General features: G+C 75.0%; 11 protein-coding genes. 7 read left to right on the top strand and 4 right to left on the bottom strand.

The window, feature by feature from the left end; all coding sequences use genetic code 11:
- The first annotated feature begins 178 nt into the window (after window positions 1–178).
- On the top strand, window positions 179–3,817 hold the full coding sequence (locus tag GA0070610_RS20345) for an ATP-binding cassette domain-containing protein (RefSeq protein ID WP_089001517.1): 3,639 nt from the start codon (window positions 179–181) through the stop codon (window positions 3,815–3,817).
- Window positions 3,818–3,857: 40 nt separating this feature from the next.
- Here GA0070610_RS20345 and GA0070610_RS20340 read toward each other — a convergent pair whose 3' ends face one another.
- The 4 genes from GA0070610_RS20340 to GA0070610_RS20325 all read right to left on the bottom strand — a co-directional run bounded on the left by GA0070610_RS20340 (window position 3,858) and on the right by GA0070610_RS20325 (window position 8,169).
- The gene (locus GA0070610_RS20340; RefSeq protein ID WP_089001516.1) at window positions 3,858–4,922 is read right to left on the bottom strand and encodes an NADH:flavin oxidoreductase/NADH oxidase; all 1,065 of its coding nucleotides are present in this window, start codon (window positions 4,920–4,922) and stop codon (window positions 3,858–3,860) included.
- Between the two features lie 82 nt (window positions 4,923–5,004).
- Window positions 5,005–6,312 (bottom strand): dicarboxylate/amino acid:cation symporter, encoded by a 1,308-nt coding sequence (locus tag GA0070610_RS20335; RefSeq protein ID WP_172896698.1) that lies wholly within the window; start codon window positions 6,310–6,312, stop codon window positions 5,005–5,007.
- A 263-nt stretch (window positions 6,313–6,575) separates the two neighbouring features.
- Window positions 6,576–7,211 (bottom strand): DUF998 domain-containing protein, encoded by a 636-nt coding sequence (locus GA0070610_RS20330; protein ID WP_089001514.1) that lies wholly within the window; start codon window positions 7,209–7,211, stop codon window positions 6,576–6,578.
- Window positions 7,204–8,169, bottom strand: a complete 966-nt coding sequence (locus GA0070610_RS20325) for a glutathione S-transferase family protein (RefSeq protein WP_089001513.1) — start codon at window positions 8,167–8,169, stop codon at window positions 7,204–7,206. The genes GA0070610_RS20330 and GA0070610_RS20325 overlap by 8 nt, the downstream gene beginning before the upstream one ends.
- Window positions 8,170–8,275: 106 nt before the next feature.
- Between GA0070610_RS20325 and pcaF the strand changes: the two genes are divergently transcribed.
- The 6 genes from pcaF to GA0070610_RS20295 all read left to right on the top strand — a co-directional run bounded on the left by pcaF (window position 8,276) and on the right by GA0070610_RS20295 (window position 16,783).
- Window positions 8,276–9,478, top strand: coding sequence for a 3-oxoadipyl-CoA thiolase (gene pcaF, locus GA0070610_RS20320; RefSeq protein WP_089001512.1), 1,203 nt, complete (start codon window positions 8,276–8,278; stop codon window positions 9,476–9,478).
- A gap of 274 nt (window positions 9,479–9,752) precedes the next feature.
- Entirely contained in the window at window positions 9,753–10,571 is an 819-nt protein-coding gene (locus GA0070610_RS20315; protein WP_089001511.1) for an SAM-dependent methyltransferase, read from the top strand.
- 4 nt (window positions 10,572–10,575) lie between these two features.
- Window positions 10,576–12,750 carry a putative bifunctional diguanylate cyclase/phosphodiesterase gene (locus GA0070610_RS20310; RefSeq protein WP_089001510.1) on the top strand — a complete coding sequence of 725 codons (2,175 nt, stop codon included), beginning with the start codon at window positions 10,576–10,578 and terminating at the stop codon, window positions 12,748–12,750.
- Window positions 12,747–13,247: a DUF456 domain-containing protein gene (locus GA0070610_RS20305; RefSeq protein WP_089001509.1), complete on the top strand. Its 501-nt coding sequence runs from the start codon at window positions 12,747–12,749 to the stop codon at window positions 13,245–13,247. Before GA0070610_RS20310 ends, GA0070610_RS20305 begins: the two co-directional genes overlap by 4 nt.
- A 758-nt stretch (window positions 13,248–14,005) precedes the next feature.
- Window positions 14,006–15,367 carry a glutamine synthetase family protein gene (locus GA0070610_RS20300; protein WP_089001508.1) on the top strand — a complete coding sequence of 454 codons (1,362 nt, stop codon included), beginning with the start codon at window positions 14,006–14,008 and terminating at the stop codon, window positions 15,365–15,367.
- Between the two features lie 60 nt (window positions 15,368–15,427).
- Entirely contained in the window at window positions 15,428–16,783 is a 1,356-nt protein-coding gene (locus tag GA0070610_RS20295; protein WP_089001507.1) for an aldehyde dehydrogenase family protein, read from the top strand.

Raw genomic sequence — 16,783 nt, 5'->3', positions numbered from 1 at the left:
CGGCGTCCGCCCGCAGGTCGGGCCCCGCTGTCGCGACCGGCGCGGCCCCGACCCTCCGTCCGGCGCAGGCCCTCGCCACCGGTGTCCGGGCAGGTGAACGGCCGGTAAATGCGTTGAGCCGGCCGGCTCCACCGAGCAGGCTGGATGCTCCGCCCGATCTGCCCGAAGGGACTCCGTCATGCGTCTGCTCCGGGACATGTGGGCCACCTCGCCCCGCCGAATGGCGATCGTGACCTGTCTGATCGTGCTCGGCGCCGGCGGTCAGGCCGCCGCCGCCGCGCTGGCGGGCCCCGTCCTCGTGCACCGCGCCGCCGGGTTCTTCGCGCTGCTCGCCGTCGCGCTGGTCGCCGCCGTCCTTACCGACCTCGCGGTGAGCCTGCTGATGGCCGGGCTGACCGCCGACTGGTCCGCCGACGTGCGCCGCCGGCTGTGCCGGGTCGCGCTCGGGCAGGACCTGCCGACCCTGGAGACCACCCCGGTCGGCGAACTGCTCGACCGCATCGACGGCGACGTCTACCAGGTCGCCGCCGCGGTGCGCAACCAGGGCGTACGGATCGCGCAGGGCCTCGCCGCGGGTGTGCTGTCGACCGTCGTCGCCCTCGCGGTGTGGTGGCCGGCCGGCGTCGGGATGCTGGTGCTGACCGTGCTGCTGGCCCTCGGCCTGCGCAAGCCCACGGCGCGGATCGGTCCGGCCCGGATGGCCGAGGAGGAGGCCTGGTCCGACCTCGCCGCGGTGATGGAGGAGGCGATCCACGGCCAGGACGACGTACGCACCAGCCTGGCCCGGCCGTACGTGCTGCGCCTCTACGCCCGGCGGGCCGCCGAGGTGCTCAGTCGCGGGGTGCGCGTGTGGCGGATGTCGGCCCAGGTCACCACCGTGGCCGCCGGCGTGATCCGGGCCGGGATCGCGGCCGTGGTGCTCGGCGGCGCGTGGGCGCTGGTCACCGGCCGGGTCGACGGCGCCCGGCTCACCGCGATCTGGCTGCTGGCCATCGGCTTCGGCATGACCGTCGAGCACGTCAGCCGGATGGTCCCCGAACTCCAGTACGCCCTCGGCGCCTGGGGGCGGGTGCAGCTGCTGGCGGGCTCCCGGCAGGAGCCCGTGGGCGGGGGCGCCCCGGCCGAGGGCGACCTGGTGGTGCGGGGCCTCACCTTCCGCTACGGGGGCGCCGACGACGGGCGCGGCCCCGCGCTGCGCGACGTCGACCTGACCTTCACCCGGGGCCGCTCGTACGCGCTGGTCGGCCGGACCGGCTCCGGCAAGTCCACCCTGGCGAAGGTGCTCACCCGGGCCGTCGACGTGCCGCCGGGCACGGTCTTCCTGGCCGGCGACGACGTGTGCGGCCTCGACGTCGAGGCGCTGCGCCGGTGGATCGCCGTGGTGCCCCAGCGCACCGAGATCCTCGCCGGCACCCTGGCCGAGAACGTCGCGCTGTTCGATCCGGAGTTGCTCGACGCCGCGGCCCGGGCGCTGCGCGAGCTGGGGCTCGACGGCTGGATCGCCGAGCTGCCCGCCGGGTTGCAGACCCGGCTGGGCGACGGCGGGCACGTGCTCTCGGCCGGGCAGGAGCAGCTGGTCGCCTTCGCCCGGATCCTGGTGCGCGATCCGCACGTGGTGATCCTCGACGAGGCCACCGCCCGCCTCGACCCGGTCACCGAGGCGCGGGTGCAGCAGGCCACCGAGCGGTTGTTGCGTGACCGGATCGGCATCGTCATCGCCCACCGCCTCTCCTCCGTACGCCGCTGCGACGAGGTGGTGGTGATGGCCGACGGAGCGGTCGTCGAGGCCGGGCCGCTGGACTCCTCGGAACGCTTCGCCGAGCTGCTCGCCACCAGCCACGCCACCGCGTACGCCCACGCGGCGCCGGGCGGCCGCTCCGGCGGGGTCGACCTGCTGACCGGCCCGTCGGACCCGTGGCCGACCACCGGCCGGGACGAGTCCCTCCCACCGGAGGCGCCCCTTCCCGGCCCGCCGGCCGTCTCGTCGGCCACGTCCTCGGCCGTGCCGCCGATCGAGGCGTCGGCCGTCCCGCCGGTCGGGTCGGCCCCCGCGACCCCGACGGCGTCGGTCGGGTCGGTCGACGGCCGGGCGGACGGGGGCGGGTCCGCCGCCTGCGGGGACCCGGCGCCGACGTCCCCGCGCGGGCTGCGCGAGCTGCGGGAGATCCTGCGGCTGTGCCTCAACGACGCGCGGTACGGGCTGGCCTCGCTGGCGTTGTTCCTGCTGCTCGTGCTCCTCGGGCTGGAGGGGCCGGTGCTGCCGTGGCTCTGGGCGGACGTGGTCGACGGCACCGGTGACCCGTGGAAGCCCGCGCTGGGGATCGTCGTCGGCCTGCTGGTGACCCTGCCGGTGCCGTACTTCAACGGCCTACGCTTCCCGCAGTGGTGGGTCCGGCAGATGCTGCGGATCAGCCTGCGCCTGGTGCACGGCCAGACCGGCCCCCGCCGGGTCAGCCGGCACACGCCGGCGGAGGTGGTGGCTCAGGGCGGCGACACCGAGCGGGTGGTGCAGCTCGCCGACAACCTGATGGACCAGGGGCTCTCGCTGCTGCTCCTGGTCACGATGACCGCCGTCACCGGCAGCGTGGTGCCGGGGCTCTTCTTCGCGGGCACGATGCTGGTCTCCGGGCTGGCCGCGACGCTGTTCGGCCCCCACCTGGAACGTTCCGCGCGGGCCACCGTCGCGGCGCGGGCCGCGTTCGCCACCGCGCTGGTCTCCTCGCTGTCGGCCGCCCGTACGGTCAAACTCGCCGGCGCCACCCGTCCGGTGCTGGCCCACCTGGCCGACCTGGACGTGGTGCGCAGCGACCGGCAGCGCCGGGAGATCTCCGTGCAGGTCTGGTCCCGGTCGACCCCGTCGCTGGTCAGCGGCCTGCTGCCGATCGGCGCGTGGGCGCTCTTCCTGGCGGGGCACCTCTCGGCCGGCGCCACCCTGGTCGCGGTCGCCACCCTGGCCGCCGCCCGCTGGTTCGCCTGGACGACGGCCTCGCTGATCTCGCAGATCCCGTCGGCGCGGGTGTGGACCCGGCGGACGGTGGCGATGACCGGTGTGGAGGCGTACTCGGCGTCGGTGCCGGGGGTCGACCTCGGCGCGGGGACGGCCCCGGCGCCCGTCGTGCCGCCCCGGCACCCGCTGCGCCGGCTGGAGTTGACCGACTTCGGTGTCCGGCACACCGACGGGACGGTGGCCGTACGCGACGTCGACCTGACGGTGGAACGCGGACAGCTGGTGCTGGTCGTGGGCCCGGTCGGCTCGGGCAAGTCGTCGCTGCTGCGGGCGCTGGCCGGCATCGCCCCGCACACCGGGCGGTTGACCTGGAACGGCGACCCTGTCACCGAGCCGGAGCTGTTCCTGCGCCCCCAGCAGGTGGGCTACGTCGGCCAGCTGCCCCGGGTGCTCTCCGGTACGGTGGCCGACAACATCACCCTCGGCCACCAGGTGGACGCCGCGGCGGCGGTGTCGACCGCCCAGCTCGACCACGACCTGGCGGCGGCCGGCGGCGGGCTCGGGCTGCTGATCGGGCACAAGGGCACCCGGCTCTCGGGCGGTCAGTTGCAGCGCCTCGCGCTGGCCCGGGCGCTCGCCCCGCGTACGGAGCTGCTGGTGGCCGACGACGTCTCCTCGGCGCTGGACGTCACCACGGAGCTGGCGCTGTGGCAGGCGCTGCGCGAGCACGGGGTGACCGTGGTGGGTTCGACGTCGAAGCGGGCCGCCCTGGTGCGGGCCGACCACGTCGTGGTCCTGTGCTCCGGCACGGTCGCCGCCCAGGGGCCGTGGCACGACCTGGAACCCCAGTGGTTCCACCTGGCCGGCTGACCCACCCGAACCCCGCCCGCCCCGGCGGGCGGGGTTGGGGTCAGGCGCGGGCGTACTGGGCGGGCCAGGCGGGGGTGGCGCCGAGCTTGGCTGCCGCCCGGTGCGGCCAGTACGGGTCGCGCAGCAGCTCCCGCCCGAGCAGGACCAGGTCGGCGTCGCCGGACGCGACGATCTGCTCGGCCTGCTCCGGCTCGACGATGAGGCCGACCGCGCCGGTGGCGATTCCCGCCTCCCGGCGTACCCGGGCGGCCAGCGGCACCTGGTAGCCCGGGCCGACCGGAATGCTCGCGGTGGCCGAGGCGCCGCCCGAGGAGCAGTCGACCAGGTCCACCCCGGCGGCGGCCAGCTCACCGGCGAGCACCACGCTGTCCTCGGGCGTCCAACCCGCCGGCTCCCAGTCGGTGGCCGAGACACGGGTCAGCACGGGCACGTCCTCGCCGACGGCCGCGCGGACCGCCCGCGCCACGTCCAGGGTCAGCCGCATCCGGCCGGCCCGGTCCCCGCCCCAGCCGTCGTCGCGGTGGTTCGTCAGCGGGGAGAGGAACTCGTGCAGCAGGTAGCCGTGCGCGGCGTGGATCTCCACGGCCGCGAACCCCGCGTCGACCGCCCGACCGGCCGCCGCCGCGAACGCCTCGACCACGCCGGCGATCCCGGCCTCGTCCAGCGCCGTCGGCACCCGGTAGTCCGGGACGAAGGGCGCGGCCCCCGGGCCGACCGGCGTCCAACCGCCCTCGGCGTCGGGCACCCCGCCCCGCCGGGGCGCCCACGGCCGGTACGTCGACGCCTTGAACCCGGCGTGCGCGAGCTGTACGACCGGCACCGCGCCGTGCGCGGCGACGAACGCGGTCACCGGCCGCCAGGCGTCGACGTGCGCCCCGGACCAGAGCCCGGTGTCCTGCGGGCTGATCCGCCCCTCGGGCAGCACGGCGGTGGCCTCGGTCATCACCAGGCCGGCGCCGCCGACCGCGCGGGCGCCCAGGTGCACCAGGTGCCAGTCGGTGGGCAGGCCGTCCGGGCCGGCCGTGTACTGGCACATCGGCGCCATGGCGATCCGGTTGGGCAGGGTCACCGTGCGCAGGGTCAACGGGGTGAACAGGACACTCATGTGGTCATCCTCTCCGAAGGCGGGGAGGGCCCGCCGTGGGGCCCTCCCCGCGTCGTGGGGTCGCTCGGACGCGGCGGGTGGCTCAGGCCGGTACGGGGGCCGGTTGCTCGGCCCGGCGCGGCCCGGTGTCGGTGTCGGCGTCGGTCGGGGCGAGCAGCGGGCGCCGGCCGGCGGAGTCGTACGCGGCCCGGTCCAGGGTGCCCTCGCGGGCGGCGACGATCGTCGGGACCAGCGCCTGACCGGCGACGTTGGTGGCGGTGCGGATCATGTCCAGGATCGGGTCGATCGCCAGCAGCAGGCCGGCGCCGGCCAGCGGCAGGCCCAGCGTGCTCAGGGTCAGGGTGAGCATCACGATCGCGCCGGTCAGGCCGGCGGTGGCGGCCGAGCCGACCACCGATACGAAGGCGATCAGCAGGTAGTCGGTGATCCCGAGCTGCACCCCGAAGACCTGGGCGACGAAGATCGCCGCCAGCGCCGGGTAGACCGCCGCGCAGCCGTCCATCTTCGTGGTGGCGCCGAACGGCACCGCGAACGAGGCGTACTCGCGGGGGACGCCGAGGCGCTCGACCGAGCGCTGGGTCACCGGCATCGTGCCCACCGAGGAGCGGGAGACGAAGGCCAGCTCGATCGCGGGCCAGGCGCCCGCGAAGAAGCGCAGGGGGTTGAGCCGGCCGGCGCCCACCAGCAGCAGCGGGTAGACCACGAAGAGCACGATCGCGCAGCCGACGTAGACGGCGGTGGTGAACTTGGCGAGCGGGGCCACCAGGTCCCAGCCGTACGAGGCGACGGCGTTGCCGATGAGGCCGAGCGTGCCGATCGGGGCGAGCCGGATGACCCACCACAGCGCCTTCTGGACGATCTCCAGCAGCGCGCGGTTGATCGCCACGAACGGCTCCGCGGGCTCGCCCACCAGCAGCGCCGCCGCGCCGACGACGAGGGCCAGGAAGACGATCTGGAGCACGTTGCCGTCCACGAACGCGCCGACCGGGTTGGTCGGCACGATGCCGGTGAGGAAGTCGGTCCACGAGCCGGTCTTCGTGGGGGCGGTGGCGCCGGCGGCGTCGAGGGTGACGCCCCGGCCCGGGTCGGTGAGCACGCCGAGCCCGATGCCGACGCCCACCGCGATCAGCGCGGTGACGCCGAACCAGAGCAGGGTCTTGAGCGCCAGCCGGGCGGCGTTGGTCACGCCGCGCAGGCTGACCACGCTGACCACGATGGCGGTGAAGACCAGCGGCGGCACGGCCAGCTTGAGCAGCTGGACGAAGAGGCCGCCGACGGTGTCGAGGGTGCTGGTGAGCCAGCTCAGGTCGTTGGCGCGGGCGAGGAAGCCGAGCGCGACGCCGAGGACGAGACCGAGCAGGATCTGCACGGAGAAGGGGATCTTGCGCAGGGCGGAAGCCATGAGGGTGTGTCCCAGGTCTGGAGGGTCGGTACGGGCAGCGTCAGGAGAGCGGCTGCGCCGGACAGACGCCGCTGGCCTGCAGTCGGAGGTCGACATACAGGCGCACGGTCAGGTGCCAGACGTTGGTCATCGTCGCCGAGGATAACGCCGGCCGTCGATGCAGCGGAAGGAGCCCATGCGGTGACGCTCCTTACAGCGGCCCGGGGCGGGGCTCCTCCCCGACGCGGGGTGTCGACCGGGGTGGCCCCCGCCTACCGGCGGAGCGCGACGGCGGTCGCGGTGGCCGCGCCCCAGAGGACGGCCACCAGCAGCAGCAGCCGCTCCAGGACGGCGATCAGGCCGCCACGCCCCACGAAGACCAGGGCCACGGCGGTCGCGCCCGCCAGCGGCAGGGCCGCCGCCAGGGCCACCGCGGCCAGCCGGCGCAGCGCCGACGGCGCGGCCCGGGTGAGCGTGACCGCCAGCATCGCGAGGACCACCGCGGCCACCGCGAGGATGCTCGCCGCGCCGTGCACCAGGTCCGCCGTGGTCGCCCGTTCGAACGGTGGCAGCGGGCAGCCGGCGCTGCACGTCACCGCCCCGGAGACCAGCGCGAAGACGCTCCCGGCCGCGAGCAGCCCGGCCGCCGCCCGCAGCACCGGGGGCAGCGCCGTCGCGAGCAGCAACAACCCGGCCGTCAGGGCGAAGACCCCGATCCGGTACGCCGGGGCGTACGTGCTGTCGGTGACGCCCGCCTCGCTGACGTACCCGGTCAGGCCCGGCCCCGGACCGGCGACCACGGCGACGGTCACCGCGACCGCGCCCCCGACCACGCAGGCGGCGGAGGCCGACGCGGCGGCGGCCCGGGGCGGTGCGGTGCGTGGGCCGGCCCGGCGCGGCTCAGCCACGCCCGTGCGGCGTGGTCCAGCCGGAGGTGTCGGGGCCGAGCGGGACGATCCCCGTCGGGTTGATCGCCGCGTGGGTGCCGTAGTAGTGCCGCTTGACGTGGTCGAAGTCGACCGTCTCGCCGAAGCCCGGCGTCTGGAACAGGTCCCGCGCGTACGCCCAGAGCACCGGCATCTCGGTCAGCTTGTGCCGGTTGCACTTGAAGTGACCGTGGTACGCCACGTCGAAGCGGACCAGGGTGGTGAAAAGCCGCACGTCGGCCTCGGTGATGGCGTCGCCCATCAGGTAGCGGCGCCCCGCGAGCCGCTGCGACAGCGCGTCGAGCCGTGCGAAGAGGGCCGTGAACGCCTCCTCGTACGCCGCCTGGGAGGTGGCGAAGCCGCACCGGTAGACGCCGTTGTTGACGTCGCGGTGGATCTCCGCCATCAGGGCGTCCAGCTCCGGCCGCAGCGCCTGCGGGTAGAGGTCCGGCGCCCCCGGCCCGTGCAGGCCGCGCCACTGCGTGGACAGGTCCAGGGTGAGCTGCGGATAGTCGTTGGTGACCACCCGGCCGGTGCGCGTGTCGACCAGCGCCGGCACGGTGACGCGACCGGTGTAGTCGGGGTCGGTGGCGAGGTAGGCCTCGGAGAGGAAGCCGATGCCGAGCACCGGGTCGAACCCGTCCGGGTCGAGGGCGAACCGCCAGCCCCGCTCGTCGCGGATCGGGTCCACGGTGCCGAGGGAGATCGCGTCCTGAAGGCCGAGCAGGTCGCGTACGATCCGGGCCCGGTGCGCCCACGGGCAGGCCCGGCACCAGATCAGCCGGTAGCGTCCCGCCTCCAGCGGCCAGCGGCCCTGCGCGTCGGGCCCGCCTCCGGGCGGGGAGTCGGAGTCCGGGGTGACCCGACCGGTGAACCGGTTGGGCTGGCGGACGAACTCGCCGCCGCCGCTGGTCTCTGCGCTGAACTGGGCCCGGGCCATGCCGCCAACCTATCCGCTGCCCGCGCGGATATCCTGGCTGCCGGGCGTCCCCGCGACCCGGAACCGCCCCGCCCCCGCCCTTCCCACCCCCCGAAGGATCGCGCTGATGACCGTGGCATACCTGGTGGCCGGTGTCCGCACCCCGATCGGCCGGTACGCCGGCGCCCTCGCCGGCGTCCGCCCCGACGACCTGGCCGCGCACGTGATCCGCGAGCTGGTCGGCCGGCACCCGTCGGTGGACTGGGCGCGGGTGGACGACGTGGTCCTGGGCTGCGCCAACCAGGCCGGCGAGGACAACCGCAACGTGGCCCGGATGGCGGCGCTGCTCGGCGGGCTGCCCGAGGAGGTGCCCGGCAGCACCGTCAACCGGCTCTGCGGCTCCGGCCTGGACGCCCTCGCCACGGCGGCCCGCTCCGTCGTCGCCGGCGAGGCCGACCTCGTGGTGGCCGGCGGGGTGGAGAGCATGAGCCGCGCCCCGTTCGTGATGCCGAAGGCGACCACCCCGTTCTCCCGCACCGCCGAGGTCTACGACACCACCATCGGCTGGCGGCTGGTCAACCCGCTGATGAAGAAGCACTGGGGCATCGACTCCATGCCGGAGACGGCGGAGAACGTCGCCGCCGAGTACGGCGTCAGCCGCGCCGAGCAGGACGAGTTCGCGTACCGCTCGCAGCAGCGGGCCGCGAAGGCACAGGCCGACGGCCGGTTCGCCGAGGAGATCGTCGGTGTGACCGTGCCGGCGGGTCGGCGCGAGACGAAGCTCGTCGAGGTCGACGAGCACCCCCGGGAGACCTCGCTGGAGAAGCTCGCCGCGCTGCCCACCCCGTTCCGCGAGGGCGGCACGGTGACCGCCGGCAACTCCTCGGGCGTCAACGACGGCGCGGTGGCGCTGCTGGTCGCCTCGGAGGCGGCCGTGGCCCGCTACCACCTGACCCCGCTGGCCCGGGTCGCCGGGGTCGCCGCGGCCGGCGTACCGCCGCGCGTGATGGGCGTCGGGCCGGTGCCGGCCACCCGCAAGCTGCTCGACCGCCACGGCCTCGGCCTCGACGCGGTCGACGTGATCGAGCTGAACGAGGCGTTCGCCGCGCAGTCCGTCGCGGTGCTGCGCGAGCTGGGCCTGCCGACCGACGCCGAGCACGTCAACCCGAACGGCGGGGCGATCGCGCTCGGGCACCCGCTCGGTGCGAGCGGCGCCCGGCTGGCGCTGACGGCCGCGCTGGAGCTGCGCCGCCGGGGCGGCCGGCGGGCGCTGGCCACCATGTGCGTCGGCGTCGGGCAGGGCATCTCGCTGCTGCTCGAGGCCGCCTGAGCCACGTGGGCCGGGCTCCCGGGCACCCGCGGGGGTCCGGCCCGCGCGTGCGCGTCGGGTGCCCCGACCGTGACGGGTCGGTCCGGTGGGTCGTACGGACCGTGACGAGGGCCGCAAGGGCCGACGAAGTGGGTCGTGGGACCTCCCGGAGCCGGGAGTTCGCGGCCTAGAGTGGTGAGCACCACACGACCCGCGGGTCGGCCGGTGCCCGCGTGCTCACGCACCCCGGCACCGGTCCCCTCCCGCACCGCGGCGACGACCATGAGGTGCAGCAGTGCAGATGCCGGACGGACTTCCCGCCGAGATCGACCTGTCCCGGCCGAGCGCGGCCCGGGTCTACGACTACTTCCTCGGCGGGGCGCACAACTTCGAGATCGACCGGCAGCTCGCCGAGCAGATCGCGAGCATGACCCCGAACCTGGCGGCGACCATGCGCGCCGGTCGGGAGTTCCTGCGTCGCGCCGTACGGACGCTGCTCGACGCCGGCATCGACCAGTTCCTCGACGTCGGCTCCGGCATCCCCACCGTCGGCAACGTGCACGAGGTCGCGCAGGCGGCCAACCCCAAGGCGCGCGTGGTCTACGTCGACATCGACCCGGTCGCGGTGGCGCACAGCCGTGAGCTGCTCGCCGGCGACGAACTGACCGGGGTCATCCACGCCGACCTGCGCGAGCCGGAGCGGATCCTGGCCGGGGCCCGTGACCTCGGGCTGCTCGACTTCAACCGGCCGCTGGGCATCCTGCTCGCCGGGGTGGTGCACTTCATCCCGGACGCCGACCGCCCCGGCGACGTCCTGGCCACCCTCCGGGCCGCCGCGGCGCCGGGCAGCCACCTGGTCATCTCGCACTCCACGTTCGAGGACCAGCCGCAGGAGATGCTCGACGCGCAGCGCCTCTCCGCGCGTACCGACACCGAGATCACGCTGCGCTCCCGTGCCGAGGTGACGAGCTTCTTCGGCGACTGGACGCTGCTGGAGCCGGGCGTGGTGCACATGCCGCTGTGGCGCCCCGACTCGCCCTCCGACGTGGACGAGCACCCGGAGCGGTTCGGCGCCTTCGGCGGCGTCGCCCGGTACGATCAGCCCACCGCCTGATCCGATGGCCGCCGTCCCGGAGCCCGGCGGCGACGACCTCAGCCGGTCGGGCGCCCAGCGGTACGCGGCCGAGTGGGCCCGGGCGGTGCGCCGGCTCGGTTTCGTGCCGCTCAGCGCGGCCGAGACCGAACGGCTGCTGCACCTGCACACCGTCCGGCTCGCCCAGGCCCTGCTGGCCGAGCCGTTCTCGGCCCTGCCGGCCGAGGAGGTGGGGCGCGCGCTGGTCGAGGAGCACCTGACCGAGCCCCGGGTGCTCGACTGGTCGGTGCGGGCCCTCGGCGACCGGTTCGCCGCCCGGGTGCTGTCGGGTCGGGCCCACCGGGACGAGACGGCGGAACGGGTCGCGGCGTTGCAGGGCGGGCTCGCCGCCGGCTTCGCCCGGGCCCTGCGCGACCGTACCTTCGCCCAGCAGGAGCGGATCGCCCGCTCCGCCTGGCAGGCCCGCGACGACGTGGAGCAGGCCCTGCGTGACAGCGAGGCCCGGTTCCGGGCGGTCTTCGTGGGTGCGGCCACGGGGATCGGCATCGCCGGTGTCGACGGTCTGATCATCGACGTCAACCAGGCGTTCGCGGACATGCTCGGCTACTCCATCGAGGAGCTGAGGCAGACCGACGTGGCGGCGCTGTTCCACCCCGACGACGCGGCCGGGATGTGGGAGCTCTACCAGGAGTTGATCGAGGGCAAGCAGGACAGGGCCCGGGTGGAGAAGCGCTACTACCGCAAGGACGGCAGCGTGGTCTGGACGGACCTGTCCGTCTCGTTGATCCGCCACGACGACGGCCGGCCCCGGTTCACCGTCGCGATGATCGAGGACATCACCGAGCGGTACGAGCTCCAGCAGCGGCTGCGCTTCCAGGCGCTGCACGACCCGCTCACCGGGCTGCCCAACCGGACCCTGTTCTTCGAGACCCTGGGCCGGGTCTTCGCCGTCGCCGACGCGAGCCGGCGTGTCGGGGTCTGCTTCCTCGACCTGGACGGCTTCAAGGCGGTCAACGACAGCCTCGGCCACGACCTGGGCGACCGGCTGCTCGTGGTGATCGCCCGGCGGCTGGCCGACTGCGTCGCCGGCCGGGGCCACCTCGTCGCCCGGATGGGCGGGGACGAGTTCGTCATCCTGGTCGACGACGGCGCCGGGATCGACGACGCGGTGCGGGTCGCCGAGGTGGCCCTGGCGGCGGTGTCCGCCCCGGTCCGCATCGGCGAGCACCAGCTCGCGGTGTCGGCGAGCATCGGCATCGTCGAGTGCCCGGTCGGCGGGACGAGCGCCTCGGAGCTGATGAAGGCCGCCGACACCACGCTCTACTGGGCCAAGGCGGAGGGGCGCGGCCGGTGGGCGGTCTACGACCCGGAGCGCGGCGCCCGCGACATCGCCCGCTCCGCCCTCGCCGCCGGGCTGCCGGCGGCGCTGGACCGGGGCGAGTTCGTGGTGCACTACCAGCCGATCGTGTCCCTGCTGGAGGGCTCGATGCTGGCCGTGGAGGCGCTGGTGCGCTGGCAGCACCCTGAGCTGGGGCTGATCGGGCCGGACCGCTTCATCGGGCTGGCCGAGGAGACCGGCCTCATCGTCCGGCTCGGCGAGTGGGTGCTGCGGCAGGCCTGCCGGGACGCCGAGGCGTGGCGGCGCGAGTTCCCCCGGGCCCAGCTGGTCGTCAGCGTCAACCTGGCCGCCCGGCAGGCCGACGACCCGGGGATCGTCGACACCGTCGCCGACGCGCTGACGTCCACCGGTCTGCCGGCGGACCTGCTGCAACTGGAGCTGACCGAGAGCGCGGTGATGGGCACCGCCGGGGAGCCGCTGCGGTCGCTGCACCGGCTGGCCACCCTGGGCGTACGGATGGCCATCGACGACTTCGGCACCGGCTACTCCAACCTGGCGTACCTGCGCCGGTTGCCGATCCACTGCCTGAAGCTGGCGGGGCCGTTCGTCGAGGGCATCCGGGGCGAGGACGCCGACGCGACGGCCGACCACCGCGACGAGCGGATCGTGGACGCGCTGGTCCGGCTGGCGCACGCGCTGGAGCTGTGGGTGACCGCCGAGGCGGTGGAGACCGGGGTGCAGGCGGAGCGGCTGCGCGCGCTGCGCTGCGACACCGGGCAGGGACGGTTCTTCGGCCCACCCGCCCCGGCGAGCGAGATCACCGAGCGGCTGCGCGCCGAGGACCGGGGAGCGACGGCATGAGCCTTACGGACAGCGAGGCGGCGGTCGCCGTACTCGCCGGGATCGCGATCCTCGCCGGGCTCGCCGGCGTGGTGGTGCCCGGCCTGCCTGCGCTGCCGCTGTGCTGGGGCGGGGTGCTGATCTGGGCGGTCTTCGGCGGCGCCGGGCCCGGCCGGTGGGCGGTGCTCGCCGCCGCGACCGTTGTCGTGGCCGGTGGCACCGTCGTCAAGTACGCCTGGCCGGGGCGGAACCTGAAACGTACCGGCGTGCCCACCTCCTCGCTGCTCGCCGGGGGGCTGCTGGGGCTGGTCGGCTTCTTCGTGATCCCGGTGGTCGGGCTGGTGCTCGGCTTCGTCGGCGGGGTGTGGGCGGCGGAGCGGCTGCGCCTGGGCGACTCCCGGCTGGCCTGGCCCGCCACGAAGCAGGCGGTGACGGCGGCCGGCCTGTCCATGCTGGTCGAGTTCCTCGCCGGCCTGCTCGTCGCCGGGCTCTGGGTGGCGGGCCTGCTACTCACCTGAGCCTGCGCGGTGCGGGTGCGGCGCGGTGCGAGCCGGTGCAGCGGTGTGGGGCGGTGCAGCGCGGTGTGGGGCGGTGCAGCGGTGTGGGGCGGTGCAGCGCGGTGCGGGGCAGGCGGGTGCGGGCGGTGCGGTGCGGGGCAGCGCGGTGCGGGGCGGTGGGCGGTGCGGGCGACGGCGCGGGGCGGGCGTCGGGTACGGCGCAGCGCCGTACGGGTGAGAGAGAGGTGACGTGCCCCGCGCCGCCGCGTGCCGGGCGGTCCGAGCGCCCGGCGGTGGCCCGTCGCGATCGGGCCTGGTCACGGGCTCAAGCATGCGGCGCACGCGCCGCCACGGCAACGCATTTTGCCCGGTCGCCAGGCCGGTCGGTGGGCCGGCCGGTGGGCCGCTGCCGAGCCGGTCGGTGGGCCGGTCGCCGGGCCGGTCGCCGGGCCGGCCGGTAGCGCCGAGCGGGCCGACCGCGGCTTCGCACCCCGCTCCGATCGCCGACCTGCCATCCCCGCGAGGCGCCTCGCCGCGCGGCACGGCTTGCCTGGCTCGGTCGCAGACGGGCGTCGGTCTCATAAACGGGGCAGCTCGACAGGGCCGCCGCCCGGGAGCAGCGGCGGCCGCCGGGCAAGACGACGGCGCACGGCGGGCACCGCGTCGGCACAGGCGTCCGGCGGCCACACCCGGCGGCCTGGGGGCGGTTGCCGGGACGCCGGGCGGGGCATTGACGGGCATCCGGTTAGCCAGTAGACCTTGGTGATGGAGGCCCGCCGATGAGAAGAGCTCCGCTCACGTTGGAACAGCTGCGGGTCGCCGTCGCAGAGGGTGAGATCGACACCGTGGTGCTGGCCCTGGTCGACATGCAGGGCCGGTTGCAGGGCAAGCGGTTCCACGCGCCCTACTTCCTCGACGAGGTGGCCGCGCATGGCAGTGAGGGCTGCAACTACCTGCTGGCTGTCGACGTCGACATGAACACCGTGGACGGGTACGCGATGTCGAGCTGGGAACGCGGCTACGGCGACTTCGCCATGGTGCCGGACCTCGACACGCTGCGCCGGGTGCCCTGGCAGCCGGGCAGCGCGCTGCTTCTGGCCGACCTGGCCTGGCTGGACGGCTCCCCGGTCGTCGCCTCACCCCGGCAGATCCTGCGCCGGCAGCTCGACCGGCTGGCCGCGCACGGGCTGACCGCGTACGCCGGCACCGAGCTGGAGTTCGTGCTGTTCCGCGACTCGTACGAGGAGGCCTGGCGGTGCGGCTACCGCGACCTGACCCCGGCCAACCAGTACAACGTGGACTACTCCCTGCTCGGCACCGCCCGGGTCGAGCCGCTGCTGCGCCGCATCCGGCGGGAGATGGCCGGGGCGGGGCTCACCCCGGAGAGCGCCAAGGGGGAGTGTAACCTCGGCCAGCACGAGATCGCCTTCCGCTACGACGAGGCGGTGGCCTGCGCCGACCACCACGTGATCTACAAGAACGGGGCGAAGGAGATCGCCGCCCAGGAGGGCATGTCGATCACCTTCATGGCCAAGCCGAACGAGCGCGAGGGCAACTCCTGCCACATCCACTTCTCGCTGCGTGACGCCGACGGCCGCTCGGCGATGCTCGGCGACGGTCCGGCACACCTGTCGACGACCGGGCAGCGGGTGCTGGCCGGGCTGCTGGCGACCATGCGCGAGTTCAGCCTCCTGTTCGCGCCGAACATCAACTCGTACAAGCGCTACCAGCCCGGGTCCTTCGCGCCCACCGCGCTGCGCTGGGGCACGGACAACCGCACCTGCGCGCTGCGGCTGGTCGGGCACGGGCAGGGCATGCGGGTGGAGAACCGGGTGCCGGGCGCGGACGTGAACCCGTACCTCGCCATCGCCGCGCTGGTCGCGGGCGCGGTGCACGGCATCGAGCGGGAGCTGGAGCTGGGAGAGGAGTGCACCGGCAACGCGTACGACGACCCGACCGCCGAGCGGGTCCCCGGCACGCTGCGCGACGCCCTGGCCCTCTGGGAGGGCTCGACGCTGGCCGCCGAGGCGTTCGGGGACGAGGTGGCGGCCCACTACGCCAACCAGGCGCGGGTCGAACTGACGGCCTTCGACGCCGCCGTGACGGACTGGGAACTCCACCGTGGCTTCGAACGCCTCTGACCCCGCCCCTGCGGTGGAGGCACCACAACTGCATGATCGACGCCGCGAAGGGGTGGGTACGTGAGCGAGGTGGTGGATCCGGCCACCGGGGAGGCCGTGGGGCGCGTGGCTGCCACGTCGGCCGAGGAGGTCGACGCGGCCATCGCGCGCGCGGACGCGGCCTTCGTACGGTGGCGCGCGGTGGCGCCGGGGGAGCGGGCGCGGGTGTTGCGGCGCTTCGCGGCGGTCGTCGACGCGCACCTGGAGGAACTGGCGCGGCTGGAGGTACGCAACAGCGGGCACACCATCGGCAACGCGCGGTGGGAGGCGGGCAACGTCCGCGACGTCCTCGACTACTACGCGGGCGCGCCGGAGCGGCTGACCGGGCGGCAGATCCCGGTGCCCGGCGGGCTGGACGTGACCTTCCACGAGCCGCTCGGCGTGGTCGGCGTGATCGTGCCCTGGAACTTTCCGATGCCCATCGCCGCGTGGGGCTTCGCGCCGGCGCTCGCGGCCGGCAACACCGTGGTGCTCAAGCCCGCCGAGCTGACCCCGCTGACCGCGCTGCGCCTGGCCGAGCTGGCACGCGAGGCGGGGGTGCCCGACGACGTGTTCACCGTGCTGCCGGGCGCCGGGTCGGTGGTGGGGGAGCGCTTCGTCACCCATCCCGCCGTACGCAAGGTCTGCTTCACGGGCTCCACGGAGGTGGGCACCCGGATCATGGCCGGCTGCGCCGCGCAGGTGAAGCGGCTGACGCTGGAGCTGGGCGGCAAGAGCGCCAACCTCGTCTTCGCCGACGCCGACCTGGAGCGGGCGGCGGCCACCGCCCCGTACGCCGTCTTCGACAACGCCGGGCAGGACTGCTGCGCCCGCTCGCGGATCCTGGTGCAGCGGCCGGCGTACGACCGGTTCCTGGAGCTGCTCGAACCGGCGGTGCGCGCGCTGCGGGTGGAGGACCCGGCCCGGGAGACCGCCGAGATGGGGCCGCTGATCTCCGCCGCCCAGCGGGACCGGGTGGCCGGGTACGTCGACGGGGCGAACGTGGCCTTCGCCGGCTCCCGCCCCGACGGCCCCGGCTTCTGGTACGCCCCGACGGTGCTGCTCGCCGACTCGCCCGCGGACCGGCACTGGCGCGAGGAGATCTTCGGCCCGGTCGTCTCGGTGCTGCCGTTCGACGACGAGGCCGACGCGATCCGGCTGGCCAACGACACCGAGTACGGCCTGTCGGGCTCCGTCTGGACCCGGGACGTGGGCCGGGCGGTGCGGGTGGCGCGGGCCGTGGAGGCGGGCAACCTCAGCGTCAACTCGCACTCCTCGGTGCGGTACTGGACGCCGTTCGGCGGGATGAAGCGCTCCGGGCTGGGCCGCGAGCTGGGTCCGGACGCGCTGCACGCCTTCACGGACGTCAAGAACGTGTTCATCGCGACGGAGGAGTGA

It is taken from the genome of Micromonospora echinofusca, from assembly GCF_900091445.1.
GTDB lineage: Bacteria > Actinomycetota > Actinomycetes > Mycobacteriales > Micromonosporaceae > Micromonospora > Micromonospora echinofusca.
The sequence above is the reverse complement of the archived record's forward strand: the minus strand, read 5'-3'. Positions and strand labels throughout refer to the sequence as shown.